Genomic DNA, 26,722 nt, shown 5'->3' with positions numbered 1-26,722 from the left:
TGAGGCTGTCCATCAACAAAATAATAAAAATGCATTTTTTAGGAATTATTCGAGCTAAGCGAGAGATCACAGGGCCTCGAGGGAAGATGCCCGTAGGGCATAAAAAATATTCGGCGAATGCATTGGATGAGCACCGGGACCTTCCCTTAAATGGCCCGTGTTAGCTCATAAATGCATTGATATAAATATTTATATTCCAATGAAGAATATTACTAAGCCGTATCGCCTTGCTCTTCCAAACCCCCGTCTGAGGCCTGCGGCCCTAGGCTGGCGTGGCTTCGAACCCTTGTTGCCGTGGTTGGTGCCGCTGGCCATTGCGGTGCTTTGGTGGGCCGCCAGCCATCGTCATTGGATGTCCGCGCAAATCCTCCCCACCCCCGAACTGGTGCTGCAGGCCGGACGAGAACTGCTGACCGGCGAGCTCTGGCAGCAGTTGGGCGTCAGCCTGAAACGTCTGCTCTGGGGCCTGCTGGCCGGCATCCTCAGCGGGCTGGCACTGGGCGCCTGGCTCGGCTTCAGCCGCCGCGCCGAGCGTCTGGTGCTGCCCACCTTCACTGCCCTGGCTCAGGTTCCGACCCTCGCCTGGATTCCGCTGTTCATGCTGTTCTTCGGTATCGGCGAACTGCTCAAGCTGGTGGTGCTGATCAAGGCCATCATCGTGCCGGTGACGCTGCACACCCTGGTCGGCGTACGTGATTCCCAGCCGCGTCTGCGCGAGGCCGCCGCCGTGCTGCGCCTGCCGCGCAGGCTATTGCTGTGGCGACTGATCCTGCCAGCGGCGCTCCCGGCGTTCCTCACCGGTGTGCGCCTGGCACTGGCGCAGGGCTGGACCTCCTTGCTGGCGGTGGAGTTGCTGGCCTCCAGCGAAGGTATCGGCTACCTGATGGTGCAGGCGCGCCAGTTGTTCATGCTCGACATCGTGTTCGTCTGCATCCTGGTCATCGGCCTGGTAGGCGCGGCTATGGACCGTGGCATCCAGGCACTGGACCGACGTCTGGTGCACTGGCCGCAGCAGGCCGCAGGGGAGTTCCGACGTAGTGGCGCGGGGCAAGGGTGGGAGCGCCTTGAGCCATGGCTGCTGCCATTGGCCCTGTTGGCGATCTGGCAGGCGGCAAGCACCCTGGAATGGGTCGATCCGGCGATTCTTGCCAGCCCCGCGTCGGTGGCTGTCGCGTTGTGGGATGGCCTGCTGGACAACAGCCTGACCGTCGCACTGCTTGCCAGTCTGCAACGCACGCTCGCCGGCTTGCTGCTGGGCGGTTCGCTGGGCTTCTTGCTTGGCCTCGGCCTGGGCTTGTGGCGCCGGGCGGAACGACTGCTTGGCCCGTCCTTCGCGGCACTGCGGCAAGTGGCGATCTTTGCCTGGGTTCCACTGCTCACGGCTTGGTTCGGCCTGGGTGAACTCGCGAAAGTCGTGTTCGTCGGTCTCGCCGCCTTCTTCCCGTTGCTGCTGGCGACCCAGCGCGGCATCGCCAGCCTGCCGCCGCAGCTGAGCGAGGCGGCGATCGCGTTGCGCCTTTCGCCCTGGCAACGCCTGCGCCGGCTGGTGTTGCCGGGTGCCGCGCCCTCGGTGTTCGCCGGGGTGCGCCTGGCGCTGATCTACGCCTGGCTCGGAACCATCGGCGCTGAGTACTTCATGCCTTCGGACGGCGGCATCGGCAGCCTGATGATCGGCGCGCAACAACTCTTCCGCATGGACCTGGTCGGCGCCGGCATGTTGCTGGTCGGCCTTACTGGAGCCTTGCTGGCCGCTCTCGGCCAGCGCATCGAAGCGCGGGTGACGCGCTGGAGACACGCATGAACGCATTCGCATCCCAGGCGCTGGTGAGCTTTCGCCAGGTCGCCAAGAGCTTCCCCGTGGATGGCCGCGAGCTGCAGGCCATCGAACGTTTCGACCTGGAGATCGCCGACGGCGAATTCATCGCCATCGTCGGCGCCAGCGGCTGTGGCAAGTCCACGCTGCTGCGCCTGCTGGTGGGGCTGGATCGCGAATTCCAGGGTGAGATCCGCATCGACGGCGCGCTCATCGATGGCATCGGCGGCGAGCGGGGCATCGTCTTCCAGGAGCACCGTCTTTTCCCCTGGCTGAGCGTGGAGCAGAACGTCGCCCTGGGCCTGGTCAACGAACCACTGAGCGAGACCGGCAAGGCCGCCAAGGTTGCCGATTACCTGCAACTGGTGGGTCTGACGGCGTTCGCCCGCGCCTATCCGCACCAGCTGTCCGGCGGCATGGCACAACGAGTGGCGATTGCCCGTGGCCTGGTCGCGAGCCCGCGCATTCTGCTTCTGGACGAACCCTTCGGCGCGCTGGACGCGCTGACTCGTCAGCAGTTGCAGGAAGAGCTGCTGCGCATCCGCCAGCGCGAGCGGATCACCACGGTGCTGGTGACCCACGACGTGGAGGAGGCGCTGTTCCTGGCTGACCGCGTGGTGGTGATGGCGCCGCGGCCGGGGCGCATCAAACGCATCGTCGAAGTGCCGCTGGTGCATCCCCGCGAGCGCGGCGGATACGACTTCCTGCGCCAACGCGAGGCGCTGCTGCACGAGCTGACGGGCGAGGGTGACTATGTCGCGCCTCAGCTCAAACGGGTGGAAGACCTGCCGTTCGAGTTCATTGCCTGCTGATCCAAACAACCCACCCTTGTAGGAGCGAGCTTGCTCGCGAAGCTCTTCGACCAGGCCACTCTGGAATATTCGCGAGCAAGTTCGCTCCTACGAAAAGCCAACCTACCGAGTCCGACCATGAGCAAACGCCCCAACTTTCTCGTCATCGTCGCCGACGACCTCGGCTTCTCCGACCTCGGCGCCTTCGGTGGCGAGATTGCCACGCCGCACCTGGACGCCCTGGCTATCGAAGGCCTGCGTCTGACCGATTTCCACACCGCGCCGACCTGCTCGCCAACGCGTTCGATGCTGCTCACTGGCACCGACCACCACATCGCCGGCATCGGCACCATGGCCGAGGCGCTAACCCCGGAGCTGGAGGGCAAGCCGGGCTACGAGGGCTACCTGAACGATCGCGTGGTGGCGCTGCCAGAGCTGCTGCGCGAGGCGGGTTACCAGACCCTGCTCTCGGGCAAATGGCACCTGGGCCTGAAACTGGAGCAAGCACCCCACGCGCGCGGCTTCGAGCGCTCCTTCTCGCTGCTGCCGGGCGCGGCCAACCATTACGGTTTCGAGCCCCCCTATGACGAAACCACCCCGCGCATCCTCAAGGGCACGCCTGCGCTGTACGTCGAGGACGACCAATTCATCGACGAGTTGCCGGCGGACTTCTATTCCTCCGACGCTTTCGGCGACAAGCTGATCCAGTACCTGAAGGAACGCGACCAGAACCGACCATTCTTCGCCTACCTGCCGTTCTCCGCGCCGCACTGGCCGCTGCAGGCGCCCAAGGACGTGGTGGACAAGTACAAGGGGCGCTATGACGCCGGCCCGGAGGCGCTGCGCCTGGAACGCCTGGAGCGGCTCAAGCAACTGGGTCTGATCGACGCCGACGTGAAGGCGCATCCGGTCCTGGCGATCAGGAAGGAGTGGGCGCGTCTCACCGACGACGAGAAGGCGAAATCGGCGAGGGCCATGGAGGTCTACGCAGCGATGGTCGAGCGCCTGGACTGGAACGTCGGCCGCGTCGTGGAATACCTGCGCCAGCAGGGCGAGCTGGACAACACCTTCGTCCTGTTCATGTCAGATAACGGCGCCGAGGGAGCGCTGCTGGAAGCCTTCCCGCGCTTTGGCCCGGACCTGCTGAGCTTCCTCGATCAGCACTACGACAACAGCCTTGAGAATATTGGCCGCGCCAACTCCTACATCTGGTACGGCCCGCGCTGGGCGCAGGCGGCCACGGCACCGTCGCGGCTGTACAAGGCCTTCACCACCGAGGGCGGCATTCGTGTGCCGGCGCTGGTGCGCTACCCGGCGCTGCAGCGCCAGGGCGAGATCAGCCATTCGTTCTCCACGGTGATGGACATCACCCCGACTATCCTCGACCTGGCCGGCGTGCGCCATCCGGGCAAGCAGTGGCATGGTCGAGAGGTGGCCGAGGTGCGTGGCAAGTCCTGGCTTGGCTGGCTCTCCGGCGAAACGGAACAGGCCCACGACGAGAAGACTGTCACCGGTTGGGAGCTGTTCGGCATGCGCGCCATACGCCAAGGCGACTGGAAGGCTGTGTATTTGCCCGCGCCGGTCGGCCCTGCCACGTGGCAGCTCTACGACCTGTCCAGCGACCCGGGCGAAACGCAGGATCTGGCCAAGAGCGAGCCGGCGAAGCTTGAGGCCCTGATCGAGCACTACAAGCAGTATGTCAACGAGACCGGTGTGATCGACGCGCCGCCACCGTTCCTGTCGCGCTGACAGCGAGCTTCACAGCGCTCCTTCGCACCTTCTTTTGGGAAGAGAACCGGCGGCCGCCCGACTGCTCGGACTGACGGCGGCCACCGGAATGCACTTTCCGTCGGCTTGGCGACGCTGGCGGTCTATCTAGGCTCATGTCCTTATCGGCTCATGTCGGCCCGTCCTTGAGGCCGTCCTGTTGGGCGGCAGACAGGTGGGTTCCTGCCGGCTGTCCTCCGGTTCGATGTCCACCAGTTTTTCCAGTGAGTCCTCGCGGGTCACTCTGGGATCGGGGTCGGGGGTATCCACGGGGGTTTTCATGCTCACCTCGCTTGCCGGGCCTGCTTGTCCGCCAGGGCGCGCAGACGTGCGCCGGCGACCACCACCTTGCGCGGCCGGTGGGTCGGGTTCACCGGGACGAAAGTCTGCAGTTCGATACGCTTGAGGAACCAGTCGACATTGTCCTCCTCCAGCGGCCCTTCCACGGTCATCAGGTCGCGGCGGATGCGCTCCACAAGGTTGTTCAGCAACACGGCGCTGGACTGTTCTTCCTGCTGGATAACACGGGAGATCAGCCGCTTGCCCCTGGCATTGCGCAGGTTGATCAGCAGCGTGCCATCGGGCCTCGTCGTGAACTGTGGACGGTAGTCGCTGAATAGGTGGCTCAGGTGTTCGATGGCAGTGTGGCGGCAGCTGGACATGTCGATCCCTCCCGATGGTAGGCAAAAGCCAGGATCTGGCTTGAGCCAGGAACCTCGCATCAGCCGTGCCAGGCCCGGGGCGACTGTTTCATCCGCTTAACAGGTTGTTATTGCTGGAGATCGCTACGGCGTACTGGCCTTTGGCTGCTTGCAGGATGCAAGGTCGCACTGCCAAGGGGCTGGAAAATGCACGGCCAGGTGCGTCGCCGCCTTTCTCGCCACGCTGACAGGCCTTCCGTCAGAAACACTCGTCGGGTCCGAAGGGTGCCGTCTCGCCAACGGCGCCGCCAGCGCTGGCGATGCGCGTGGCATTGCCGGTGCACCGCGTTGCCTGGGCCAATCGCCAGCATTTCCCTCGGACAAGTCAGCGGGCAGGGTTGAGCCAGGGAAAGGAGGTGGCCATGACGCAGTTCCGACGCCTGGACGTGGAGGCGGTGCTCCACGAAGCCTATCCACTGTTCAACTTCTCTTGTTACCGGGAGGAGGGTGGCCGCTATTCAATCCGCTTCAGCAGCCAGCTGGCAGACATGCCCTCTACCACCGTGGTCGGCATTCACGGTGACGAGCTGAGCAGCGCCGGGCGGGTGCGTAGTCTTGGCCTGGAGCTGATCGACAGCTTTATCGATTAGGCTGTGCCGCTGTGCACGGCGACCGGCGCAGCTGCAGCCGGTCACCGTCCGGGCGTCATTGCTGATTTCGACTAAATGCGCAGACCGCTGCGAGCAGTCCCGCGGCGGTGGCCAGCACTGCGACGGTTTGCCAGGGGTGCTCACCGGCATACTCGCCGCCCGCCCGAATGGCTCGGCGGCTACGTTGAATCAGGTGATCGCTGGTTTCGCGGCTGTTGTCCACCAGGTCCCGCAGCCTCGTCTTGAACGCTGGGAGCTGTTCTGCCGTCAGGTCCCGGCTGCTGGTCAGCAGGGATTCCAGGTCGTTCACCAGGGATTGCAGCTCCTGCACGCCACTGTTGCGGGTAGAGGGGAACCATCGATAGCTGCCCATTGATTGTCTCCTTGATTGCTTCTGGTTGAAATTCGGGGACCGGCTGTGCATTCGGCCATCGATCCGCTATTGGCGTCGGGGCGCGCTGCCTCGCGCGTTGGCGGATCTGCCGGTCCCTTCGAGAGAGCGCGCATACCGCCGGTCGTTCACTGATTCTGATGAGTGGAACCTGACGGTTCGCTTCGGGCGTGCTTGAGTGCAAAGGTCGCTCGCCGGCTCTTTTTTGCCATTGTTGGAGGCTGTGCAGGTGCGACGATTGGTGGCAGTGCGCGGGGGAGCGCAGGGGCGTTCGCTTATGCGAGGATGCCGCCCGCCACGCCATGAGCACTTCAAAAGACCGGGAGACGACTCCGATGCAGATCCGTGACTTTCGCGATGACGACATGGACCGGGTGCTGGATATCTGGCTGCGAGCTTCGCAGCAGGCCCACAACTTCATCGATACCGATTTCTGGCAGCAGCGCTTGCAGGACATGCGCGATGTCTACCTGCCTGCCGCCGCCTCGCGCGTTGTCGAAAGCGATGGCTGCGTGATTGGCTTCTACAGCCTGCACGACGGCGCGTTGGCAGCGCTGTTCGTTGCCCCCGAGTGCCAGGGCCAAGGGCTGGGCTCGCACCTGCTGAGTGACGCCAAGGTTCACTTGCCGATGCTGGAAACTGCGGTTTATTCGGCCAATGCCGGTGCGGTGGCGTTCTACCAGCGGCATGGATTCGAGGTGCTGGAGGAGCGCGAGGACGAGCACACCGGGCATCCCGAGATGCGAATGGGCTGGACCGCGCGTCCGGCGGTCTGCGGATGCTGAAGAAAGCCGCTGCCGTTCTGCTGCTCGCCATTGCCGGCCCCGCCGCTGCCATGGATGGCAAGGGCAACTCCTCTGATCACTTCACCGTCGGCACCAGCCTCGGCACGGCCGCTGTCAGCGAGTCCAGCAGTCAGGCGCCGCGCGCGTATCAGCAGGCCCGTGATGACGCGCTGGCCTACGTCGCCTCCGCTGGAGACATCCATGGTGCTCAGTTTGAGCAGGCCCTTCGCCTGTACCGAAGCGAGCACCCGCAATCGCCCTTGAGTGACTTGCAGGTGGCCCAGGCCATCGCCAGCCAGGGCTGAAGGTTTTTCTACATCCAGATAAGTAATCCGGCTTTCATTCGTGAGCTGGAATCGGAAGCAGAAGCTCGAAGGCTGTGCGCGCCCCGTAAAAAAGCCCCTTACCCGGTGACGGACAAGGGGCTTCGTTGTACCGGCTCGATGGCTACCAGAACCCCCCGGCATGCCGGCTGGACGCGTAGTCCAGGTGCAGGGCGAAGGAGCTCTGGAAGAACTCCAGCAGCCGGGTATCCAGCACCATTTCGTTGAGTGAAGCGAGCGATCCGATCACCTGCTGCACGTCGGCTTCGGTCTCGCCGCAGCGGTTCTCGTGGCACAGGCGCTGGGTCTGCGGGTCGGCGCTGATACGGCAGATGCATTCGGCGTCGTAGCACGAGTGGCGGGCCTTCAGGCGCAACTCCGGCAGGTCGCGGCGGCCCTCCAACAGCTCCACGCTGCATTCCAGGCCGTGCTGGCGGGCGAATTCGCTGGCGCGGGCAAAGGCTGGCAGGGCCACCTCCACCAGGGCGCTTTGGTAGGCACTGGAGAAACTCTCCGGGTCGTCGCTCATCCGCGGTCTCCTTTGCAGGTTGCACGATGCCCTGCCGCCAGGCGGCAGGGGTTGAGTGATGGACCACGGATCACGCGCCATTTGCAAAATACAGGTGGACTTTCCGCCGAGCGGTCGGCAGCGCTATTCCCATGCCGGCAGGGGCTAATAGCTGGCGTCGGGAAGTAGCCCGTTTCGGCAATTGAGCTCTTCGCGATAGATGTTTCCGGCAAGATCGGGATGCGAAAACACAGAAACGTGCGCGCGGCGCTCGACGTTGGGCTTTCAGTCGAGCAAATCCCGTGCCCTGGCATTCACCACCACCTCGGTGCGCCCCTGCGCACCGAGCTTGGCGTTTATGTTGCGCAGGTGCGACCTCGCGGTGAACTCGGAGAGGAACATCTTCCCGGCGATCACCTTGTTCCAGTGTCCGGCGGCCAGCGGGCAGATCATCTGGATCTCGCGCCGGCAAGTCCGTCTTCGTCGGTATCTGCAGCGCCATCCAGCACCTGGCGGGCATGAATGATTCGAAAGTGATCGTTGCGATCAGCAAGGACGAAGAGACGCCGATCTTCCAGGTCGCCGACTACGGCCTGGTTGCCGATCTGTTCGAGGCAGTGCCGGAGATCCAGGCGGCGATCTGGAAAACAAGCAGGGGCGCGAGGGGAGGCCCGCCCCTGGCGCATTGGCTCGGCGGTGCAAGGCCGCCGGCAACGCGGCGGTAGCGCCAGTAGAAATTTAATGCCCGGCACACCGGCAACAACGACGGACTGCTCCTATCTTCTGAAGATATTTCCTGCAAAAGAGTGCCTTCATGGAAGCATCCGGCAAGAAAATGACCCTAACCGGGCTCACCACCCTGGTCGCGGTCAACATGATGGGCTCGGGCATCATCATGCTGCCCACCAGCATGGCCCAGCTGGGGGCGATCTCCCTGCTGTCGTGGATCATCACCGCCGTCGGCTCGATGGCCATTGCCTACTGCTTCGCCCAGTGCGGCATCTACTGCCCACGCTCGGGCGGGATGTCGGCGTACACCGAGGAGGCCCACGGCAAGTCGGCGTTCTTCCTCTGCTCCTACCTGTACTTCCTGTCGCTGGCCATCGGCAACGTGGCCATCGCCATCTCTGCCGTGGGCTACCTGACGCCCTTCATTCCCTGGCTGGGCACCGGCGCCATGCCGCTGTTCATCGGCAGCGTAGCGCTGATCTGGCTGACCACCCTGGCCAACTTCGGCGGGCCGAAGGTGACTGGGCAGATCGGCTCGATCACCGTGTGGGGTGTGATCATCCCGGTCGCGGGGCTGTCGATCATCGGCTGGTTCTGGTTCGACAAAGAGGTCTTCGACGCCGCCTGGAACCCGAACAACATCGCCATGAACGACGCCATCACCCAGAGCATCCCGCTGACTCTCTGGGCCTTCCTCGGCATGGAGTCGGCGGCACAGAACTCCGACGCCGTGGAGAATCCCAAGCGCAACGTGCCGCTGGCCTGTCTGCTGGGCACCCTGGGCGCGGCGGTGGTCTACGTGCTGTCGACGACGGTGATCATGGGTATCGTGCCGAATGCCGAGCTGGCCAATTCCAGCGCGCCGTTCGCCTACGTCTACGCACAGATGTTTAATCCGATGGTGGGCAACATCATCATGGCGCTGGCGGTGATGGCCTGCGTGGGCTCGCTGCTGGGCTGGCAGTTCACCCTGGCGCAGACCGCCAAGGTCACCGCCGACCAGCGCATGTTCCCGCGTCTGTTCAATAAAGTGACGCTGCTTGGCGCGCCGATCCTCGGTCTGGTGGCCAACGCTGCGCTGCAGAGCGCGATGGCGGTATCGACCATTTCTCCCAACGCGTCGGAGCAGTTCGGCAAGCTGGTCAGCCTGGCGGCGGTGACCAACATCGTGCCTTACATCACCGCGCTGTCGGCGTTGCTGGTGATCATGCAGAAAGCCGGCGTGACCGGTTACGCGCACCACCGCAACGTGGCGGCGTTGCTGGTCGCCATGGCCTACAGCTTCTACGCGCTGTATGCGTCGGGGATGGAGGCGGTGTTCGGCGGCATGCTGGTCACGGCGGTGGGCTACCTGATGTTTGGCTACATCGCGGACCGTTTCATCGATCCACAGGCGAAGCTCAAAGCGGAGGCTCAGACATGAAGCGCTGGTTCAACCTCGCCCTCGTCATGCTGGCCGCCGCGCTGCCGCTGGTGGCCCCGGCCCAGACGCTGGAACGCATCCGGAGCAGCCACACCCTGACCCTGGGTTACCTGCCGAAGCGTCCACCATTCTCCGCCAGCGAAGGCGAGGCCGCCGTCGGCTACGGAATCGACCTGTGCCAGAAGGTGGCAGACCAGCTGCGCATCCAGCCAGGCCTGGCGCAGATGCGGGTGCGCTTCGTCCCGCTGAGTGAGGACAAGGCTCTGGAAACGGTGGGCGCCGGCGGGGTCGATCTGCTCTGCAGCCCGATGGTGGAAACCCTCAAGGCGCGGCAGAGCCTCGATTTCTCCCTGCCTGTCTACACCGCCGGCCTGGGCGTGGTGGTGCGCAAGGATGCGCCGTTCTTCCTGGTGCGCTCGCTCAATGGTGAGGTGGACAAGAGCGGCCCGACCTGGCGCGCCACCCCAAATCGCGGCCTGGCGGACTACACCTTCGCGGTGCCCGCCAATACGCGGGTGGAAACATGGGTACGGGAAAAGCTGCGTCTGCTCAAGGTGCTGGTCAATGTGCAGACGGTGGCAGGCCCGGCTGAAGGCGTTGACGCAGTGGCCGCCGGCAAGGCCGACGCCTTCTTCTACGACCAGATGGCATTGCGCAGCCTGGTAGAGCACAGCGCGGGCAAGGCCAACCTGATGGTGCTCAGCCGTCGCTTCGAGTTCGCGCCCGTGGCGCTGGTGATGCCGCGCGGTGATGAGGACTTCCGCCTTCAGGTGGACACGGCGTTGAGCGAGCTCTACCGCTCCGACGCTTTCGTACCGCTCTACAGCAAGTACTTCGGCGCGCCGAGCGAGTTGGACCAGAACCTGTTCAAGGTCTATTCGCGGCCGTAGGCGCGGGTGGAACTACCAGCGGGCACTTCGGTGCCCGCTGGCGTTTCAGGGTTGCGCGAGCAGATGGGCATTGGCGTTGATCAGCGTCTGTGCGACCTCCACCAAACCGTTAATGGCGAACTGAACGCCCATGCACACCAGCAGGAAGCCCATCAGCCGCGAGATGGCGTCGATTCCGGACTTGCCAGTGGCCTTCATGATCAGGTCCGAGGCGCGCAGGCAGCCCCAGAGGATCAACCCCGTGCAGAGGAAGATCAGTGGCGGTGCGACCAGGATCACCCAGTGCGGGAAGGTAGTGCTGTGCTTGATGCTGGACGCGGAGCTGATGATCATCGCGATGGTGCCGGGCCCGGCCGTGCTGGGCATGGCCAGCGGAATGAAGGCGAAGCTGGTGCGTTCGGGCAGGTCTTCACGGGAGACCGGGGAGGGCATGGGGGCGGGAAACAGCATGCGTCCGCCGATGATGCAGAGGATGCCGCCGCCGGCGACGCGCAGGCCAGGAATCGAGATGCTGAACACCCCCATGATGAACTCGCCGATGTAGTAGGTCAGCGTCATGATGATGAACACGTAGCAGGCGGTCAGCAGCGCCTGCTGGTTCTTCTCTTCGCGGCTGAAACCCTGGGATAGGGCGAGGAAAAGGGCCACCGTCGTCGGTGGATTGATCAGGGGCAGCAAAGCGAGCAGCCCAAGTAGGATAGCGTCGAACAAACTGCTCATGGTCGGGCGTTTCTCCGCTGGTGTCTGGCAGCAGTGAGTCTAGGCGCGAATCTGCAAACCGCCGGCAAGCCGGCATCGCCGCGGTGCGGGCGCTGATCTACGCTGTACCACGAAGGTTGCCGCTTCGCTTGAGCCTTGCAGTACTCGCCAGGAGCCTTTCCCTGATGTCCGAAACCCCGTCGCGATCCCAATCCGGCTTCGACTGGCAGCGCTGGCTGCCTGGCCTCGTCACCCTGCGTCATTACCAGGCAGGCTGGCTGCCCCGTGACTTGGCCGCCGGCCTGGTGCTGACCACCATGCTGGTGCCGGTGGGCATCGCCTATGCCGAGGCTTCCGGCGTGCCGGGCATCTACGGCCTGTACGCAACCATCATCCCGCTGCTGGCTTACGCGTTGTTCGGGCCGAGCCGGATTCTGGTGCTCGGCCCCGACTCGGCGCTGGCCGCGCCGATCCTCGCGGTGGTGGTGCAGTACGCGGCGAGCGACCCGCAACGGGCCATCGCCATCGCCAGCCTGATGGCCCTGGTGTCCGGCGCGGTGTGCATGATCGCTGGGCTGTTGCGCCTGGGCTTCATCACTGAACTGCTGTCCAAGCCGATCCGCTACGGCTACATGAACGGCATCGCGCTCACGGTGCTGATCAGCCAGTTGCCCAAGCTGTTCGGCATCAAGGTCGACAGCGAAGGGCCGCTGCGGGATATCTGGCACCTGGGGCAGGCGCTGATGGATGGGCGCGCCAACTGGACGAGCTTCGCGGTGGGCGCCGGCAGCCTGGTGTTGATCCTGCTGCTCAAGCCCTACAAGCGTATTCCGGGCATTCTTATCGCGGTGATCCTGGCGACGCTGGCGGTCAGCCTGTTCGACCTCGGCAGCCAGGGCGTCAAGGTGCTGGGGCAGTTGCCGCAAGGGTTGCCGTCGTTCGCCTTTCCTTGGGTAACCGAAATCGACCTGCTGGAAGTGGTGCTGGGCGGTGTCGCGGTGGCGCTGGTTTCCTTCGCCGACACCAGCGTGCTGTCGCGTACCTACGCGGCGCGGCTGAAAAGCCCGGTGAACCCCAACCAGGAAATGTTCGGCCTTGGCGTGGCTAACGTCGCCTCCGGACTGTTCCAGGGGATCCCTATCAGCAGCAGTTCCTCGCGCACCCCCGTGGCGGAGGCCGCCGGCTCGAAAACCCAGCTCACCGGCATCATCGGCGCGCTGGCGGTGACGCTTTTACTGTTGGTGGCACCGAACCTGATGGAGCATCTGCCCAACAGCGCGCTGGCTGCCGTAGTAATCGCCGCTGCGCTAGGTCTGTTCGAGTTCGCCGACCTCAAGCGCATCTACCGCATGCAGCCCTGGGAGTTCTGGCTGTCGATCAGTTGCTTCGTCGGCGTGGCGGTATTCGGCGCCATTCCGGGTATCTGCATCGCCGTGGTGATCTCGGTGATCGAGTTCCTCTGGGACGGCTGGCGGCCGCACCATGCGGTGCTCGGTAGAGTAGACGGGGTGCGGGGTTATCATGATGTAACGCGTTACCCGAATGCCCGGCGCATCCCAGGCCTGGTGTTGCTGCGCTGGGATGCTCCGCTGTTCTTCGCCAACGCCGATCAGTTCCAGAATCAGGTGCTGGCGGCGCTGGACGAGTCACCGACGCCGGTGCAGCGGCTGGTGATCGCCGCGAGCCCGGTGACCAGCATCGACGTGACTTCCGCGGACATGCTCGCCGAGCTGGACAAGGTGCTGGAGCAGCGCGGCGTCGAGTTGCAGTTCGCCGAGATGAAGGACCCGGTGAAGGACAAGATGAAGCAGTTCGAGCTGTTCGAGGGCCTGGGCGAATCGGCGTTTCACCCGACGCTGGGCGCTGCGGTGGATGCCTACCTGGCTGACTCCGGTGTGGACTGGAAGCCCTAGGTCGCGCGGGCCCGTGCGCGGCGGCCGTCGATCCAGATGAGCATGCCGCTGGCGTAGAGCGACACCGCGAGGAACAGCGCCATGCGGATGGCGAAGGCGCGGTAGACATCCTGGCCGCCGGCGCTGTCCGCCACCGACTGGCCGAGCAGGATCAGCATGGTGGTCAGGCAACTGACCCAATACGCCGGGCTCTTGCGCGTGGCCACCGCGGCATACAGGCGGCGCCCTTGCCAGAGAGTGACTAGCAGCACCCAGAGGAAGAACATCCACAGGTGCACGAACAGGCTCAGTGCGCCCCAGACCAGGATTGCCAGCACGCCGGCCAGCAGGGTGGAGCCGATCAGCTCGCGGCTGGCGTGGCGCGCGCGGGTTTCCCCGGCCTGCTGGCCGAGGCTCACCGACTTCATGATCAGCGGCATGAAGCGGTCGGGCGCGATGATCGCCAGCAGGAAGGCTGGCATCACGATCAGCACGGCTCGCAGGGCGATCCAGGCGGCATCGTCCTCGCTGGGCAGAGGCGGGGCAGGGGGCGAGGGCGCATTGGCCGGCTCCGGGAACAGTGCATGGGCGACAGTGGTGCTCAGCACGGCCAGCAGCATCCCCTTGGCCAGTGCCTCGACCACCGACAACGCCAGCGTGAAATCACTGGTGCCGGCGGCGGCGATCATGGTCAGGCCGATCACCAGCAGATTCGCCAGCAGGCCGTTGCCACCACGCAGCGCATAGCGGAAAACGCAGTACAGACCGACGCCGACCAACAGTACGCCGCTCAGTGGCGCGTGGCGCAGCAGTGGGATCAGCAGCAGGCCGATGCCGCAGCTGAGCATCACCAGTACCGCCAGGGCCGGGGCCGCTTTGAGCGGCAGTGCCTGAGCGCGCATCGCCAGCAGGAGCACGGCAAGCACGGGGGCGAGGAACGGGATGGGCATGCCGATGCCATAGCTGGCCGCCAGGCACAGCGCCGTGCCCCAGGCCAGCCGGAGAGCCCGGCGGCGCCGCAACTCAATAGGCATACGACAGCCAGCTCATTAGCCACATGAACACGCGGCCGAGCAGGTTCAGCGGATTACCTTCGCTGGGCAGCGCCATGACTTCGGCCTGGCCGCCCACGCGCAGGCCGGCCGGGCTTTCCAACTGGTCGCGGTCCAGCTCGACAATCACCGGGAAGCGCTGCGCCGAGCGCAGCCATTCGCGGCTGTTCTGCACCGTCGGCAGCGAGCCCGGCGGCGTACCCTGGCCGACACTGACGCCGTAGCCGATGCTGCGAATGCGCCCCTTGAGCAACTCGCCGGGCAGCGCATCGAGCACTACCAGCACCGGTGTGCCGTTGCGCAGGTGGCCGAGGTTGTTCTCGGTCATGTCGGCGCTGATCCACAGGTCGTGGATGGCGATCAGTGTCATCACCGGGCTGCCGGGGCCGACGTAATGGCCGACGTCCGTGCGCAGGTCGGTGATCAGGCCGTCGGAATCGGCGCGGACCGTAGTACGGGCGAGATCGAGGCGGGCCTTGGCAACGGTGGCCGTAGCGCTGCGCAGCTGGGCATTGTCTTCGTCATGCCCGCCTTGCTGTTCGCGGGCGCGCTCGACTTCGGCGCGGGCTGCCGCGACCTGGCTGGCCGCCTGTTCACGGGTTGCCTGCGCGGCTTCCAGCCGGCGCACGGAAACCGTGCCGGGGTCTTCCTGGTAGAGCCTTTGCAGGCGCTCGGCATCTTGCCGGGCCTTGCGCTCGTTGGCCTGGGCGGCGGCAAGCGAGGCTTGGGCGGAGTCGATGCCGGCAGTGCTGGCACCGATCTGTCGGCGTACCGTGTCCAGGTCCGCCTCGGCGCGCTGCAGGGCGATGCGGTATTGCTCCTGATCCAGTTCGAAAAGCACGTCGCCCTTGCGCACTTCCTGATTGTTGCCCACCGCCACGCGCTTTACCGGGCCGGCCACCTCGGCGCTCACCGCGACCACGTAGGCCTGCAACCGCGCCTGCTGGGTATAGGGCGTGAAGCGATCGGCGAGCAGGTACCAGACCAGGCTGACGACGATCAGCAGCAACACCAGGCGCATGCCGCGATCCGGCGCGGACTTGCCGGGGGCGGGGGGCGAGCGCGGTGCCGGCGGGGTAGCTGGGGTGTCACTCATTTCGGGATTCCTTCGTCCTTGGCGGCTGGGGAGGGCTCATCGAGCAGGTCACCCCAGTCGGTGCGTTGCTGCATCTGTTGCCGGGTGGCGGAATCGATGGGCGCGCGCTGGCTGTCCCAACCGCCGCCGAGCGCCTTGTACAGCGCCACCAGGCTGCTAACGGCGTTACCGCGGCTGACGAGGTAGCCGTCCTGCTGTTGCAGCAGCAATTGCTGGGCATCGAGCACGCGCTGGAAGTCGGCGAAACCTTCGCGGTACTGCGAACTGGCGAGGTTCAGCGAGCGCTGCGCCGCCTGCGAGGCCTGTTCGCGGATACCGGCGCTCTGCAGTGAGCGCACCAGGCCACTGGCTGCGTCGTCGGCTTCGCGCGCGGCGTTGCGCACATCCTGCTGGTACAGCTCGATCAGTTGCTGCAGACGCGCATCCTCCACGCGCACGGCGTTCTTACGCCGGCCGTAGTCAAAAGGATTCCAGATCAGGCTCGGGCCGGCGGCGAGGTTGAAGCTGTCGGGCAGGTTGCTGGCCGAGACGAAGCTCCAGCCCAGACTGCCGATCAGGCTCAGCGACGGGTACAGATCGGCCTCGGCGACGCCCACCAGGGCCGACTGCGCAGCCACCGCCTGTTCGGCGGCGCGGATGTCCGGGCGGCGCTGCAGCAGGCGGGCCGGCACATCCTGGAGGATCGCCCCGTTGGGCATCGGCAATTGGCCGTGGCGCGCGAGCAGCTCCGGCATCTCGCCCGGCGGGCGGCCGAGGAGGGCGCAGAGGATGTTGCGCAGAGCGTTCACCTGGTTCTCGAATTCGGGGATGGTCGCTTTGGTCGCCAGGTACTGGGTACGCGCCTGCTGCCAGTCCAGCTCGTCGTTTTCTCCGTGGCGGAACAGCCGCTCGGTGATTTCCAGGCTGCGCTCCTGGCGCCTGGCGTTCTCGCGGGCGATATCCAGGCGCGCCTCGGCGGTACGCAGGCCAAAGTAGGTGTCGGCGACCTGCGCGCGCAGCAGCACCATGGCGTCGGCGTAGTTGGCCTGGGAGGCGAAATACACCGCGTCAGCCGATTCGATGGCGCGGCTGAAACGTCCCCAGAAGTCAATCTCCCAGCCGATGTCGAAGCCGACGCTGGATTGCCAGAACACCGAGTCCCGTGCGCTGGGCGCACCGTGCTGGTTCTGCTTGAGGTAGAGGCTGTCGGCGCTGATCTGCTGCAGCTGCGGATAACGCCCGGTCTCGGCGATGGCCAGTTGTGCGCGCGCCTCGGCGATGCGCAGGCCGGCCACGCGCAGGCTGGTGTTGTGCGCGTCGGCCTCGGCGATCAGCGCATCCAGGGTCGGGTCGGCGAACACTGTCCACCAGCGGCTGAAATCCGGCGCGGCCGCACGCTGGCCGGCCTGGTCCAGCAGCGGCGTGCTCCAGTCGTTCAGCCACGGTTGTTCCGGCTTCTGGTAGTCGAGGCCGACCTGGGTGCAGCCGCCCAGCAGGGCGGCGAGGATCAGGGTGCAGCGTCTGGCACGCTCTGGCATGGCGATCCCTGGGTCATTCGGACGGAGTGACGGGCTTGTCCATCTTCGGTACCTGCTGGTCCACCCATTGCCAGAACAGCTTGTAGGTCACGGCGAGGATCACCGGGCCGAGGAACAGGCCGATGATGCCCTTGACCACCATCCCGCCGAGGGCGCCGATCAGCACCACCGGCATCGGTACGTCGACGCCACGGCCCAGTAGCAACGGCTTGAGCACGTTGTCGGCGAGGCCGGCGACGAAGATGTAGATGGCGAACACGAGGGTCGTGCCGGTGAAGCCTTCGGTGCTCAGCACATAGATGATCACCGGCAGGGTGATGAGGCTCGCTGGCGCCTGGGCGATGCCGAGCACCAGTACGATCAGCGCCAGGATGCCCGCGCCCGGCACGCCCTTGATGACGAAGCCGATGCCGATCAGCAGCATCTGGATGAAAGCGATGCCGATCACGCCCAGAGCGACTGCGCGGATGGTGGCGGTGCACAGCGCAGCGATGTGCACGCCTCGTTCCGCTCCAGAAATCCGCAGGGCAATACGCTGCGCGGCAATGGTGCCCATCTCGCCAAAGGCCATGATGATGCCGGAGATGATGATCGCGCCGATGAATAGCAGGAAGGCGCCGCCCGCGCTGGCCGCAGCGCCCAGGAGCATGCGCCCGGCGTCCTTGAGGTTGGGCACCAGGGTGCGCAGCACATCGCTCAGGCTATGGGAAGCAGCCAGCCAGAAGTCGTACACGCGTGGCCCGATCAGCGGCCATTCGGCAACCGAAGGCGAGGGAGCCGGTACGCTCAAGGTGCCGCTCTTGAGGATCGCTCCGACGCTGTCGACCGAGTCGGCAATGGACGTCGCCATCAGGTAGATCGGCGCGATCAGGACCAGCAGCACGAAGAGCACGATCAGTGTCGCCGCGTGGCCGTCCTTCAGCCCGGTGCGCGCTTTGACCCAGCGCAGCACGGGGTAGAGGGTGACCGCGAGGATCACCGACCAGAGCATCAGCTCGAGGAACGGCTGGAACACCTCGAAGGAAAAGATCACCAGAGCGGCCACCAGCCCCGCCTTGATGAGTATGTCGAGCATGCCCTGGGAAAGGGCTCCGTCGAGCTTGAATCCTGGTTGCATGGTTCTTCTCCTCAGGCGGGGCGGTCAGTGCGCCCATCGGCGCTTTGCATGGCGGTTTCCGACGTAGATTCGGGCGAGCCTGGCGCGGTGAAAGTCGCAACACTTGCAAGGGTATTGCCGATGCCGTCGTCATCGAAGCGGCCGCCGGGTTCGTCGTCACGGCCCTGGCGGTGCAGTTCCAGCAGCGACTGCACTTCCTGCAGTTGATAGCGGCGCACCCAGGCCGCGGCCTGCTCCTCGCTCACGCCCAGCTCGATGAAGGCGCGGCGCCCCATCTCCAGGCTGGAGTGGAAGGTTTCGCGCACCGGATTGGCGCCCCGATCGAGCAATTGCAGGACCTGCTGGCGATTCAGCGCGCGGGAGATCACGCGGGTCTTGGGATAGAGGCGGGAGAGGGCGTCCACGGTGTTCAGGTTGATCTGCGGATCGTCGGTGGCGACTATCACCAGCTCCGCCTCGCCGACCTTGGCGGCGTGGAGGATTTCCGGGCGCGTCGGATCGCCGTAATAAACCGGCACGCGGCCTTCCTTGCCTTGGCGAACGATGGCGTCCATCGAGGTATCCAGCGCCACCACCGACACGCCCTGGGCCTGCAGCAGGTTGGCGACCACCCGGCCCATGCGGCCCATGCCGGCTATCACCACGCGCGGCTCATCGCTCACATCCGGAGGCCCATCCGGCACCGCGGCGGAGGGCGTATCGCCGCGCAACTGACGGGCCAGAGCCATCATCACCAGAGGCACTACGGCCATCGACAGGGTAATGACCAGCACCAGCACATCGTGCACCCGCTGCTCCAGGAGTTGGTGATCCAAGGCCAGCTTGAACACCACGAAGGCAAACTCGCCACCGGATGCCAGCACTACCCCCAGGCAGATCGCCTCGGAGCGCTCCAGCCCGCCGGTGAAGCGCCCGAGGCCGAACAGCAGCGGCAGCTTGATCCCCACCAGCAGCACCGTCAGCCCCAGTACCAGCAACGGCGTATCGACCAGCAGACTGAGGTCGGCAGTCATGCCCACGCCGACGAAGAACAAGCCGAGCAACAGGCCCTTGAGCGGCTCGATCTGGGATTCCAGCTCATGACGGAACTGCGATTCGGCCATCAGCATGCCGGCGAGGAACGCGCCCAGCGCCATGGAGACACCGACGTGCTCCATGATCCAGGCGGTGCCCAGCACCACCAGCAGCGCGGTGGCCGTGGAAAGCTCGCGCAAGCCCGAGCCGACTGCCCAGGTGAACACCGGGCGCAGCAGGTAGCGGCCACCGATGACCACCACGCCAATACCGACAGCCACTGTCAGTAGCGGACGAGTGCCTTCGTTTGACGGGTCGCCGCTACCGGCCAGCAAAGGCACCAGGGCGATCAGCGGAATGGCGGCAATGTCCTGGAATAAAAGGATGCCGACGGCCAACCGGCCCTGGGGCTTGCCCAGTTCCTTGCGCTCGGCCAGCACCTGCAGGCCGAAGGCGGTGGAGGAGAGCGCCAGGCCCACGCCCAGCACCACCGCCGCGGCGGGCGACTGGCCGAACAGCAGAAAGGCGATCAGACCGAGCACCAGGGCTGTCAGTCCTACCTGCAGCGACCCCACGCCGAACAGTGAGCGGCGCATCATCCACAAACGGCGCGGAGAAAGCTCCAGGCCGATAATGAACAGCAGCATCACCACGCCCATTTCCGAGAGACGGCTGACGTTCTCCGGATGACTGACAAGGCCCAGAACGGACGGGCCGATCAGGATGCCGGCCAACAGATAGCCCGGCACCGCGCCGAGCCTCACGCGCTGCGCCAGGGGTACAAGAATGACGACCGTCAGCAGGAAGATTACCGTCGCCTGCAGCAGGCTCCCGTCATGTGGCATTCATCAGCCCTCTTGTGATTCCTTGCGGGCCTCTTGGCCCTGTCGATACTGCCCGGCGGGTGTTCACCACGCCGGCTGCTTCCTGGCTGCCACGACACCCCGCTCCCAGGGCTTCTCTATGGAAAGAGAGCAGGGGCTTGCATCTGCTACTACGCCGCTCAAGCACTCGCCTTGCTCGGGCCTCTCTTTTTGAAGGGCTTGGCGGGTGTTGGTCGGTGTGGAATGAGTATGGGTGATCCGCAGCATTTTGCCGGCCAGCGAGCTTAAGTCGCGATGACCTGTCTAGAAAGGCAACTCCAGCAGATTCAAATAGTTACGAGAAGAAGGTGAAAACTAGAGCTTCCAGATGGGGCCGTAGCTGCCAAAGCAGGCATTGGACAGCGCCTGCGGGCGCACGCCGTGGGTTTCGTACCCGCCGAATTCGTTGATTTCCAGGGTCAGTTGAGGGGTGAGCTCCTTGCCGCTCTTCAGCCGAACGCTGTCGAACACCTGCAGTTTCTTGCCAGTGTTGACCACGCTGGTTTCCATCCAGGCATCAGGCGTGCTGCCTTCATCCAGGCGCGCCAGAAGTGCGTTGTAGAGCGGTAGGTAACGACCATCGGGAGCCTTGCAGTCGATATTGATCTTCTTCACCAGGGCCTCGGCCTCGGCGGAGCTGAAATACAGGCGGCTGCCGAAATCACGCTGCAGCCTGTCGACATAGCTTCCCCGGCCGTCGTTCTTCACGGCAGTCGCCGTCGGTTTCGGCGAAAGGTCTGCAAGGCATGACTGCCGGTTTTTGTAGAAGGTGTGCGAAACGCGAACGCCAGTTGGCTTGTAGATCGCCGAAGTGATCAGCACGCCGCCATCGGCACTCAGGTGTTCGCCATCGGGAACGTAATCGCCGCCGTTTCCCCAGACGCCATCGGGGAGGCCGCTCGGCCATTCGGTGCACGTGGCTGGCGAAGTGTCGCGACGAAGCTCGTAGAGACGGCCCTGGAGAAAGGCCACCGGGGTCTGGGCATGGGCAAAGAACGAAATCAGTGACAGGCAGGATGCAATGAGCAGTCGAGTCCGATTCAAGAAGCGTCTCCTGGTTGCCTCCCGGAGTTCCGGCAGGCGATACGCACAGAAGAATAGTCGGACTCGTGCCAAATGCTTTCGAAGTCAGGGTCGAAGGACAGGAATTGCGTGCACTCACTGACTCGCGGTCGTTCATGTTACCGGCCAAACGCTACAGAGTCGCAGCTGGGTAGCTGGTCTGCTGACCGGTAGCCGGGCGCTGAGCGATCAGCGCCGAAGGCTCCAGCTCAACGCCTATTTGGAAGGGTGCACCTTGACCAGTTCCTGCGCCATCTCGAGGTGCTGCTGGAGCACCGGGAGGGTGTCCTGGGCGAATTTCTTGATGTCCGCGTCTACGGCATTGTTGGCTGCGTCGGTGAAGACCTTCACTGCCTCCTCATGAGCGCTGACCTGGTTGTTGGCATAGGCTGCGTCGAACGACCCTTCGCGCGCGTCAAGCACCTTGGCCTTTGCCTGGCTGGTCAGGCTGGCGCTGTCGGAGAGCTGCAGTTGATGCGCTGCGGCGAGCTTCTTCAGCGTGGCATTGGCCTTTTCGTGATCATCGATGATGTGTTGGGCGAAGGTCTTCACATCGGCGGACTGGCTTTTCTTCAGCGCCAGTTTGGCGGCATCGATCTCCGCCATGCCGGCGGCTGACGCTTCGCTGACGAAGTGCTGGTCCTGGGCTGATTTCTGTTCCGCCATCAGCGGGGTGGCGACGAGGACGAGGGCGCACAGGAGTCCGCCTCGCAGGTGGGCTGTCATGTTCATGGTGATTCCTCTGGTCAGATGAGTGCCCCGCCAGCTGGGGCATGTCCGGATGACGGGGCCTGGCCAATGAGCGTTCACTGCAGTGGATGAACGGTCGCTAACAAACGGACTGGCCACGGCTGGAGAAACTCGGCGTGAGGAAGAGCCCGCCAGCAGTTGCCGGGGCCGCCGAGGACTAAGGACCGGGGCGCGCTCGGCGCAGGCCGACCGATTATCTGAACTCTCAGGTGCAGGTCTGTCCCATCAGATAGATCGAGGCGCGGCAGTTCTTGTATGTCGCGTGCTGGTTTGAACCCTGATGAGGAGAAATCCACCGTGACCAAACCCACTGCAAAGAAGAGCGAATTGGCGGGCACCCAGACTATCGATCGGGGCAACACCAATGAAAAACTGGAAGACCTTGAACGCTATCGTGAAGATGCGACTGGCGAGGCGCTGACCACCAACACCAATGTGCGCATCGCCGACAACCAGAACAGCCTGCGTGCCGGCGAGCGTGGGCCGTCGCTGCTGGAAGATTTCATCCTGCGGGAGAAGATCACCCACTTCGACCACGAGCGGATTCCCGAGCGTATCGTCCACGCCCGCGGCGCGGCGGCCCATGGCTACTTCGAGTCCTATGACGACTGGAGCGCGCTGACCAAGGCATCCTTCCTCGGCAAGGCCGGCAAGCAGACGCCAGTGTTCGTGCGTTTCTCCACGGTGCAGGGGCCGCGTGGTTCGGCCGACACCGTAAGGGACGTGCGGGGTTTCGCGGTGAAGTTCTATACCGACGAGGGAAACTACGATCTGGTGGGCAACAACATGCCGGTGTTCTTCATCCAGGACGCCATCAAGTTCCCAGACTTTGTCCATGCGGTGAAGCCCGAACCCCACAACGAGATACCCACGGGGGCCTCGGCACATGACACCTTCTGGGATTTCGTCTCGCTCACCCCGGAGTCGGCGCACATGGTCATGTGGGCCATGTCGGATCGGGCGATCCCCATCTCGCTGCGCCACATCCAGGGTTTTGGCGTCCATACGTTTCGCCTGATCAATGCGGCGGGCGAGAGTTCGCTGGTGAAGTTTCACTGGCGGCCGAAATCCGGCGTCTGTTCGCTGCTCTGGGATGAAGCGCAGAAGCTCGCCGGCAAGGACCCGGATATTCACCGCCGCAAACTATGGGAGGACGTCGAGAGCGGCGATTACCCCGAATGGGAGCTGGGCGTGCAGGTCATCCCCGAGGCCGATGCCGACAAATTCGAGTTCGACCTGCTCGATCCAACCAAGCTGGTGCCCGAGGAACTGGTTCCGGTGAAGCTGCTCGGACGCATGGTACTCAACCGCAATCCGGACAACTTCTTCGCCGAGACCGAGCAGGCCGCATTCCACCCCGGCCATATAGTGCCTGGCATCGACTTCAGCAACGACCCGCTGCTGCAAGGCCGACTGTTTTCCTATACCGATACCCAACTGCTGCGTCTGGGCGGCCCGAACTTCAACCAGATTCCGATCAACCAGCCGTTGTGCCCGTTCCACAACAACCAGCGCGACGGCCTGCATCAACACAGGGTGCACAAGGGGCGTGCGGCCTATGAGCCGAACTCCATCGACGGCGGCTGGCCGAAGGAGACGCCGGCTGCCGCGCGGCAGGGCGGCTTCAGCAGCTACCATGAGCCGATGACAGGGACCAAGGTGCGGGTACGCGCCGATTCCTTCGCCGACCATTTCACCCAGGCGGCGCTGTTCTATCACAGCCTCAGCGAAGCGGAGCAGGGACACGTTGCTTCGGCTTACGTGTTCGAACTGTCGAAGGTGGAGCGGATGACGATCCGCGAGCGCGAAGTGAATGAAATCCTCGCCAACATCTGTCCGAAGCTTGCGGAGAAAGTGGCCAGCCAGATCGGCGTGAAGGTGACCCACAAGCCCGCCAGGGTTCCGCAGCCCAAAACGTCGCCGGCATTGAGCCAGGCCAACCTGCTGGCCGGAGATATCCGTTCACGCAAGGTGGCGATCCTGATCGCCAATGGCGTCAGCGAGGGCGATGTGGGCGATCTGCGCGATGCACTGAAGAAGGCCGGTGCCACGGCGAAGCTGATCGGGCCAAGCGCGGCGCCGGTGAAGACGCAAGATGGTGCATCACTGATTCCCGATGCCAGTTGGGACGGCTTGCCGTCAGTGGCTTTCGATGCGGTGTTCGTCCCCGGTGGCGCCAAGGCGGTCCAGCAGATCGGCGGTGACGGGCGCGCACTGCATTATTTGCTGGAAGCCTACAAGCACCTCAAGCCGCTGGCCTTCGCCGGTGATGCGCAGGTGTTGCCGGGGCAACTCGGATTGTCGCCTGATGAGGGAATCGTCCAGGGCGCTTCTGCCACGGATGTGTTCGCCGGCTTCGAGAAGGCGCTGAAGCAGCATCGCATCTGGGCGAGGGAGGCGCAGGTGGCGAAGATTCCGGCCTGATTCGGCCCTGTAGGAGCGGCCGCGCCCCGCTCCTACAGGTCAGAAGGCGCTACGAATAAGGCCTGCCGGGTTGAGCGTTTTGCGAGAGGTCAGCCCAGCCGCTTCACCGTCAGCCTTACCGCCGCGATCCGCTCGGCATGCTGGTAAGCCGAGCTGTCCAGTTCTTCGCCGAACACATCCGGGTCCATTTCCTCGTAGTGCCAGCTCACTGGCCGATCGCTCAGCAATGTGTCCAGCTGACGACACAGGGGGGCCTCACCGTTGACTACCGCTGCGCCGGTATAGAGCAGCAGGGTGCCACCGACGTTCAAGCGTCGCAGGGCGGTTTCGACGATGCGCAACGACAGGCCACCGCCAAGCTCTCCGCCACCGTGGCGGTAGGTGCGTTCGTCCGGGTCGAGCAGGTAGGGCGGGTTGGCGACTATCAGGTCGAACTGCCCGTCTATGTGGTCGAGCAGGTTGCTCTGGCGGATCTGCAGGTCATCGATGCCGGCGAGGTAGGCGTTTGCGCGGGTGAAGTCCAGGGCGCGCGGATTGATGTCCACGGCGGTGACTTCCGCATCCGGAAAGGCCTGAGCAATGAGGATGGCTCCGGGACCGGCACCGCAACCGATGTCCACGGCGCGACGCACGTTGCCGGCCTCACTATTTTGGAGGTGCTGGTGCAGAGCGTGGGCAAAACGGTAGGTGTCCGGACCGAAGAACACCGCATCGGTTTCCACCGTGGGGTAGGCGGAGTGGGCGAACAGCTGCCCGTCGAGGCTCGACCAGCGCACCGCACTGCGCCACTGACTGTCCTGGCGTTGCAGCAGACCGCCGGTTTCCAGCAGGGCGAGCATGCGCTCGCTGACTACCTCATCGGAGAACAGTCGGCTCCAGCCGAACACGCCCTGAATATCTTCAGCCAGTTGGTTCTCCGGCCGGGCATTGACGCGCGCGTGGGTTGCCGGCGTAACGGTGGTGAAGCGGTATTCCTGCGCCTGCAGTTCCTGGCCGAGCGGCACCAGCGCTTCAAGGCGAGAGTCGAAGAATGACGTCATGGTTCGATCCCCAGTTTGTCAGTGTAGATGCGCGTGGCCAATAGCCCGGCGGGTGTCCAGTGGCGGTGCGGGGCCATGAGGGCGACCAGACGATGCATGCGGCTACGAGGCGAAAGGCTGGACAGCTCGTTGAGCAGGGCGCGCTCCTCGTTGGCGAACTCCGAGCACGCCGGCGGTTGGACTGCGCTGGCTTTCTCGCTGCCGGCCCAGGGACTTCGTTGCGATGGTTCGCTCCACTCGCCGGCAATCCAGTCATGCAGCAGCTGCCGCTCGTATGGATTGAATACACCGAACATGGCGGCGCTGTCCCCGGCTATCAGTTCCCAGAGACGACTGTGAGCAGGGTCCTGATGACGCTTGATCCAGCCGAGTCTCTGCAATGCGACCAGAAATTCGCCCATGCGTCCGGGGCCAGCCATCCACTGATTCACCGTGCGCCCGCCGATGCGCGCGCGGTCGTCATGCATCTGCCTGGCGAAAGGCCGCTTGCGCTCGAGCATGGCGACTACTTCGGCTTCCAGGTCAAAGCCGTCGAGCAACTGGCGGTTGGAAAGCCCCGCGTCGTTGAGCCGGTAACCGGCATGCACTCGGCGCAGAAAGGCGTCTCGATCGCCCAATTGCGGCAGGTTGGCCTGCAGCGCCTGCAGTGCCTTGCGACCGTGGCCGGTAGCGGCGTTGTCGATAGTCACGTGCAAGCGGAAGTACTCCGGGTCGATGCCCAGCTCGCGCAGTTCACTGCTGGTGATCATCAGGTGCAGCGGCGGTAGCTCGTATCCCAGGTTGTAGCCCAGCACTTCGGGCAGGTAGTCATCGGCCAGGTAACCCAGCGCCAGTTGCAGGGTGCCTTGCAGGTAATGCGCGTCGCTCAGGTCGGGCGGTGCATCGCAACCGAGGCTGTCCAGCAGGCGCTGGTACACCAGCACGTGGTTGCGCGCCGGGATGCCGTGGCCCAGCTCTTCCAGGCAGGTGTGTACCAGTGGCAGCAGGCGCGGGTCACTCCAGTGTTCGAGCACGCCATAGAGCCAGGCGCCGTCTACCTGTTTGGTGGGAGCGATGGCCTGGAGGAAGTGCAGGGCATGGGCGCGATTGGTGAAATGCCGACGTGGTGCTCCTTCGTGGCGCTCGCGCAGGTAGGTGGCATAGCCCTGGGCGCTGCGCTCGGCTCGATTGGCGAGCCAGTCGGCCCAGCGTTGCGGGTCGTTGGGCAGCTCGTCGTCGGCTTTTAGCAAGCCCAACTGCGCATCGAGAAAAGAAGCAGCGCTTTCCAGATGGTTCTCCGGAGCGCGCAGCAGGGCGTGATAGAGATCGCGGATGGAGCAGTGCTCGCGGTACGAGCTGACAGCATTCCGGGGGGCGGGTGTCGTCATGCGGGGCTCCTCGTGCGAAAAATGGCGGACGCTTTCCCTTGCGAGTGGAAGGGCGAGCAAAGGTTTCAAGTAAACGCCGAAGTGCAGGGTCGAAGGGCGGAAAGACTGAACCTCACTC

At 64.5% G+C, this 26,722-nt stretch carries 24 protein-coding genes and 1 pseudogene; 11 read left to right on the top strand and 14 right to left on the bottom strand.

The features are described 5' to 3' along the window. Positions 1-199: 199 nt before the first annotated feature. The 3 genes from IB274_RS14165 to IB274_RS14155 all read left to right on the top strand — a co-directional run bounded on the left by IB274_RS14165 (position 200) and on the right by IB274_RS14155 (position 4,353). Positions 200-1,801 (top strand): ABC transporter permease, encoded by a 1,602-nt coding sequence (locus tag IB274_RS14165; protein WP_225614863.1) that lies wholly within the window; start codon positions 200-202, stop codon positions 1,799-1,801. After that, the gene (locus IB274_RS14160) at positions 1,798-2,625 is read left to right on the top strand and encodes an ABC transporter ATP-binding protein (protein WP_192432570.1); all 828 of its coding nucleotides are present in this window, start codon (positions 1,798-1,800) and stop codon (positions 2,623-2,625) included. The genes IB274_RS14165 and IB274_RS14160 overlap by 4 nt, the downstream gene beginning before the upstream one ends. Before the next feature lie 117 nt (positions 2,626-2,742). Next, positions 2,743-4,353, top strand: a complete 1,611-nt coding sequence (locus IB274_RS14155; protein WP_192432569.1) for an arylsulfatase — start codon at positions 2,743-2,745, stop codon at positions 4,351-4,353. Positions 4,354-4,655: 302 nt separating this feature from the next. Here the strand turns inward: IB274_RS14155 and IB274_RS14150 are convergent, their stop codons facing one another. Continuing rightward, a complete protein-coding gene (locus IB274_RS14150) occupies positions 4,656-5,033 on the bottom strand; it encodes a DUF3509 domain-containing protein (protein ID WP_192432568.1) in 378 nt (125 codons plus the stop codon). A 401-nt stretch (positions 5,034-5,434) separates the two neighbouring features. On the opposite strand from IB274_RS14150, the gene IB274_RS14145 reads away from it, so the two are divergent. Beyond that, positions 5,435-5,662: a hypothetical protein gene (locus IB274_RS14145; protein WP_192432567.1), complete on the top strand. Its 228-nt coding sequence runs from the start codon at positions 5,435-5,437 to the stop codon at positions 5,660-5,662. Between the two features lie 55 nt (positions 5,663-5,717). Here the strand turns inward: IB274_RS14145 and IB274_RS14140 are convergent, their stop codons facing one another. Then, positions 5,718-6,035 carry a DUF883 family protein gene (locus IB274_RS14140; protein ID WP_192432566.1) on the bottom strand — a complete coding sequence of 106 codons (318 nt, stop codon included), beginning with the start codon at positions 6,033-6,035 and terminating at the stop codon, positions 5,718-5,720. Between the two features lie 353 nt (positions 6,036-6,388). Here IB274_RS14140 and IB274_RS14135 point away from each other — a divergent pair, with 353 nt between their 5' ends. Then, positions 6,389-6,838 carry a GNAT family N-acetyltransferase gene (locus tag IB274_RS14135; protein WP_192432565.1) on the top strand — a complete coding sequence of 150 codons (450 nt, stop codon included), beginning with the start codon at positions 6,389-6,391 and terminating at the stop codon, positions 6,836-6,838. Next, positions 6,832-7,143 carry a DUF2388 domain-containing protein gene (locus tag IB274_RS14130; RefSeq protein WP_225614862.1) on the top strand — a complete coding sequence of 104 codons (312 nt, stop codon included), beginning with the start codon at positions 6,832-6,834 and terminating at the stop codon, positions 7,141-7,143. The genes IB274_RS14135 and IB274_RS14130 overlap by 7 nt, the downstream gene beginning before the upstream one ends. 142 nt (positions 7,144-7,285) lie before the next feature. Here IB274_RS14130 and IB274_RS14125 read toward each other — a convergent pair whose 3' ends face one another. Continuing rightward, positions 7,286-7,690 (bottom strand): hypothetical protein, encoded by a 405-nt coding sequence (locus IB274_RS14125; RefSeq protein WP_192432564.1) that lies wholly within the window; start codon positions 7,688-7,690, stop codon positions 7,286-7,288. 264 nt (positions 7,691-7,954) lie between these two features. Beyond that, positions 7,955-8,128 (bottom strand): LuxR C-terminal-related transcriptional regulator, encoded by a 174-nt coding sequence (locus IB274_RS14120; RefSeq protein WP_318652880.1) that lies wholly within the window; start codon positions 8,126-8,128, stop codon positions 7,955-7,957. Between the two features lie 17 nt (positions 8,129-8,145). On the opposite strand from IB274_RS14120, the pseudogene IB274_RS14115 reads away from it, so the two are divergent. From IB274_RS14115 to IB274_RS14105, 3 genes and pseudogenes are all read left to right on the top strand, one after another. Further along, a pseudogene (locus tag IB274_RS14115) lies at positions 8,146-8,310 on the top strand (electron transfer flavoprotein subunit alpha/FixB family protein); the annotation flags it as partial. Positions 8,311-8,483: 173 nt separating this feature from the next. Continuing rightward, complete coding sequence (potE, locus tag IB274_RS14110; protein ID WP_192432562.1) at positions 8,484-9,821, top strand: putrescine-ornithine antiporter; 1,338 nt, start codon at positions 8,484-8,486, stop codon at positions 9,819-9,821. Next, positions 9,818-10,711, top strand: a complete 894-nt coding sequence (locus IB274_RS14105) for an amino acid ABC transporter substrate-binding protein (protein WP_192432561.1) — start codon at positions 9,818-9,820, stop codon at positions 10,709-10,711. Before potE ends, IB274_RS14105 begins: the two co-directional genes overlap by 4 nt. Before the next feature lie 45 nt (positions 10,712-10,756). Here the strand turns inward: IB274_RS14105 and IB274_RS14100 are convergent, their stop codons facing one another. Then, complete coding sequence (locus IB274_RS14100) at positions 10,757-11,431, bottom strand: MarC family NAAT transporter (RefSeq protein WP_192432560.1); 675 nt, start codon at positions 11,429-11,431, stop codon at positions 10,757-10,759. 164 nt (positions 11,432-11,595) lie between these two features. On the opposite strand from IB274_RS14100, the gene IB274_RS14095 reads away from it, so the two are divergent. Beyond that, positions 11,596-13,323, top strand: coding sequence for a SulP family inorganic anion transporter (locus IB274_RS14095; protein ID WP_192432559.1), 1,728 nt, complete (start codon positions 11,596-11,598; stop codon positions 13,321-13,323). Here IB274_RS14095 and IB274_RS14090 read toward each other — a convergent pair. The 7 genes from IB274_RS14090 to IB274_RS14060 form a co-directional block, all read right to left on the bottom strand. Beyond that, positions 13,320-14,336 carry a DUF2955 domain-containing protein gene (locus IB274_RS14090; RefSeq protein ID WP_192432558.1) on the bottom strand — a complete coding sequence of 339 codons (1,017 nt, stop codon included), beginning with the start codon at positions 14,334-14,336 and terminating at the stop codon, positions 13,320-13,322. The genes IB274_RS14095 and IB274_RS14090 overlap by 4 nt on opposite strands. Beyond that, a complete protein-coding gene (locus IB274_RS14085) occupies positions 14,326-15,450 on the bottom strand; it encodes an HlyD family secretion protein (RefSeq protein WP_401088911.1) in 1,125 nt (374 codons plus the stop codon). The genes IB274_RS14090 and IB274_RS14085 overlap by 11 nt, the downstream gene beginning before the upstream one ends. Next, a complete protein-coding gene (locus IB274_RS14080; protein ID WP_192432557.1) occupies positions 15,447-16,967 on the bottom strand; it encodes an efflux transporter outer membrane subunit in 1,521 nt (506 codons plus the stop codon). Before IB274_RS14080 ends, IB274_RS14085 begins: the two co-directional genes overlap by 4 nt. A gap of 13 nt (positions 16,968-16,980) precedes the next feature. Beyond that, positions 16,981-18,084 carry an AI-2E family transporter gene (locus IB274_RS14075; RefSeq protein ID WP_192432556.1) on the bottom strand — a complete coding sequence of 368 codons (1,104 nt, stop codon included), beginning with the start codon at positions 18,082-18,084 and terminating at the stop codon, positions 16,981-16,983. An 11-nt stretch (positions 18,085-18,095) separates the two neighbouring features. Next, positions 18,096-19,943 carry a monovalent cation:proton antiporter-2 (CPA2) family protein gene (locus IB274_RS14070; RefSeq protein WP_192432555.1) on the bottom strand — a complete coding sequence of 616 codons (1,848 nt, stop codon included), beginning with the start codon at positions 19,941-19,943 and terminating at the stop codon, positions 18,096-18,098. A gap of 333 nt (positions 19,944-20,276) precedes the next feature. Further along, positions 20,277-21,005, bottom strand: a complete 729-nt coding sequence (locus tag IB274_RS14065) for a hypothetical protein (protein ID WP_192432554.1) — start codon at positions 21,003-21,005, stop codon at positions 20,277-20,279. 234 nt (positions 21,006-21,239) lie between these two features. Then, positions 21,240-21,755 (bottom strand): DUF4142 domain-containing protein, encoded by a 516-nt coding sequence (locus tag IB274_RS14060; protein WP_192432553.1) that lies wholly within the window; start codon positions 21,753-21,755, stop codon positions 21,240-21,242. Between the two features lie 273 nt (positions 21,756-22,028). Here IB274_RS14060 and katE point away from each other — a divergent pair, with 273 nt between their 5' ends. After that, a complete protein-coding gene (gene katE, locus IB274_RS14055; RefSeq protein WP_192432552.1) occupies positions 22,029-24,197 on the top strand; it encodes a catalase HPII in 2,169 nt (722 codons plus the stop codon). Between the two features lie 89 nt (positions 24,198-24,286). Here katE and IB274_RS14050 read toward each other — a convergent pair whose 3' ends face one another. Together IB274_RS14050 and IB274_RS14045 are read right to left on the bottom strand one after the other, a co-directional pair. Next, the gene (locus IB274_RS14050) at positions 24,287-25,237 is read right to left on the bottom strand and encodes a methyltransferase (RefSeq protein ID WP_192432551.1); all 951 of its coding nucleotides are present in this window, start codon (positions 25,235-25,237) and stop codon (positions 24,287-24,289) included. Beyond that, on the bottom strand, positions 25,234-26,604 hold the full coding sequence (locus IB274_RS14045) for an iron-containing redox enzyme family protein (RefSeq protein WP_192432550.1): 1,371 nt from the start codon (positions 26,602-26,604) through the stop codon (positions 25,234-25,236). Before IB274_RS14045 ends, IB274_RS14050 begins: the two co-directional genes overlap by 4 nt. Positions 26,605-26,722 lie beyond the last annotated feature (118 nt).

The organism is Pseudomonas sp. PDM18, from assembly GCF_014852585.1.
In the GTDB taxonomy this organism is placed as follows: Bacteria; Pseudomonadota; Gammaproteobacteria; order Pseudomonadales; family Pseudomonadaceae; genus Pseudomonas.
This window is presented reverse-complemented; position numbering and strand designations above follow the sequence as displayed.

Bases quoted from the DNA above. Each gene is read 5' to 3' on its own strand.
- IB274_RS14165 (WP_225614863.1), top strand. From the start codon at position 200: ATGAAGAATATTACTAAGCCGTATCGCCTTGCTCTTCCAAACCCCCGT.
- IB274_RS14160 (WP_192432570.1), top strand. From the start codon at position 1,798: ATGAACGCATTCGCATCCCAGGCGCTGGTGAGCTTTCGCCAGGTCGCC.
- IB274_RS14155 (WP_192432569.1), top strand. From the start codon at position 2,743: ATGAGCAAACGCCCCAACTTTCTCGTCATCGTCGCCGACGACCTCGGC.
- IB274_RS14150 (WP_192432568.1), bottom strand. From the start codon at position 5,033: ATGTCCAGCTGCCGCCACACTGCCATCGAACACCTGAGCCACCTATTC.
- IB274_RS14145 (WP_192432567.1), top strand. From the start codon at position 5,435: ATGACGCAGTTCCGACGCCTGGACGTGGAGGCGGTGCTCCACGAAGCC.
- IB274_RS14140 (WP_192432566.1), bottom strand. From the start codon at position 6,035: ATGGGCAGCTATCGATGGTTCCCCTCTACCCGCAACAGTGGCGTGCAG.
- IB274_RS14135 (WP_192432565.1), top strand. From the start codon at position 6,389: ATGCAGATCCGTGACTTTCGCGATGACGACATGGACCGGGTGCTGGAT.
- IB274_RS14130 (WP_225614862.1), top strand. From the start codon at position 6,832: ATGCTGAAGAAAGCCGCTGCCGTTCTGCTGCTCGCCATTGCCGGCCCC.
- IB274_RS14125 (WP_192432564.1), bottom strand. From the start codon at position 7,690: ATGAGCGACGACCCGGAGAGTTTCTCCAGTGCCTACCAAAGCGCCCTG.
- potE (WP_192432562.1), top strand. From the start codon at position 8,484: ATGGAAGCATCCGGCAAGAAAATGACCCTAACCGGGCTCACCACCCTG.
- IB274_RS14105 (WP_192432561.1), top strand. From the start codon at position 9,818: ATGAAGCGCTGGTTCAACCTCGCCCTCGTCATGCTGGCCGCCGCGCTG.
- IB274_RS14100 (WP_192432560.1), bottom strand. From the start codon at position 11,431: ATGAGCAGTTTGTTCGACGCTATCCTACTTGGGCTGCTCGCTTTGCTG.
- IB274_RS14095 (WP_192432559.1), top strand. From the start codon at position 11,596: ATGTCCGAAACCCCGTCGCGATCCCAATCCGGCTTCGACTGGCAGCGC.
- IB274_RS14090 (WP_192432558.1), bottom strand. From the start codon at position 14,336: ATGCCTATTGAGTTGCGGCGCCGCCGGGCTCTCCGGCTGGCCTGGGGC.
- IB274_RS14085 (WP_401088911.1), bottom strand. From the start codon at position 15,450: ATGAGTGACACCCCAGCTACCCCGCCGGCACCGCGCTCGCCCCCCGCC.
- IB274_RS14080 (WP_192432557.1), bottom strand. From the start codon at position 16,967: ATGCCAGAGCGTGCCAGACGCTGCACCCTGATCCTCGCCGCCCTGCTG.
- IB274_RS14075 (WP_192432556.1), bottom strand. From the start codon at position 18,084: ATGCAACCAGGATTCAAGCTCGACGGAGCCCTTTCCCAGGGCATGCTC.
- IB274_RS14070 (WP_192432555.1), bottom strand. From the start codon at position 19,943: ATGCCACATGACGGGAGCCTGCTGCAGGCGACGGTAATCTTCCTGCTG.
- IB274_RS14060 (WP_192432553.1), bottom strand. From the start codon at position 21,755: ATGAACATGACAGCCCACCTGCGAGGCGGACTCCTGTGCGCCCTCGTC.
- katE (WP_192432552.1), top strand. From the start codon at position 22,029: ATGTCGCGTGCTGGTTTGAACCCTGATGAGGAGAAATCCACCGTGACC.
- IB274_RS14050 (WP_192432551.1), bottom strand. From the start codon at position 25,237: ATGACGTCATTCTTCGACTCTCGCCTTGAAGCGCTGGTGCCGCTCGGC.
- IB274_RS14045 (WP_192432550.1), bottom strand. From the start codon at position 26,604: ATGACGACACCCGCCCCCCGGAATGCTGTCAGCTCGTACCGCGAGCAC.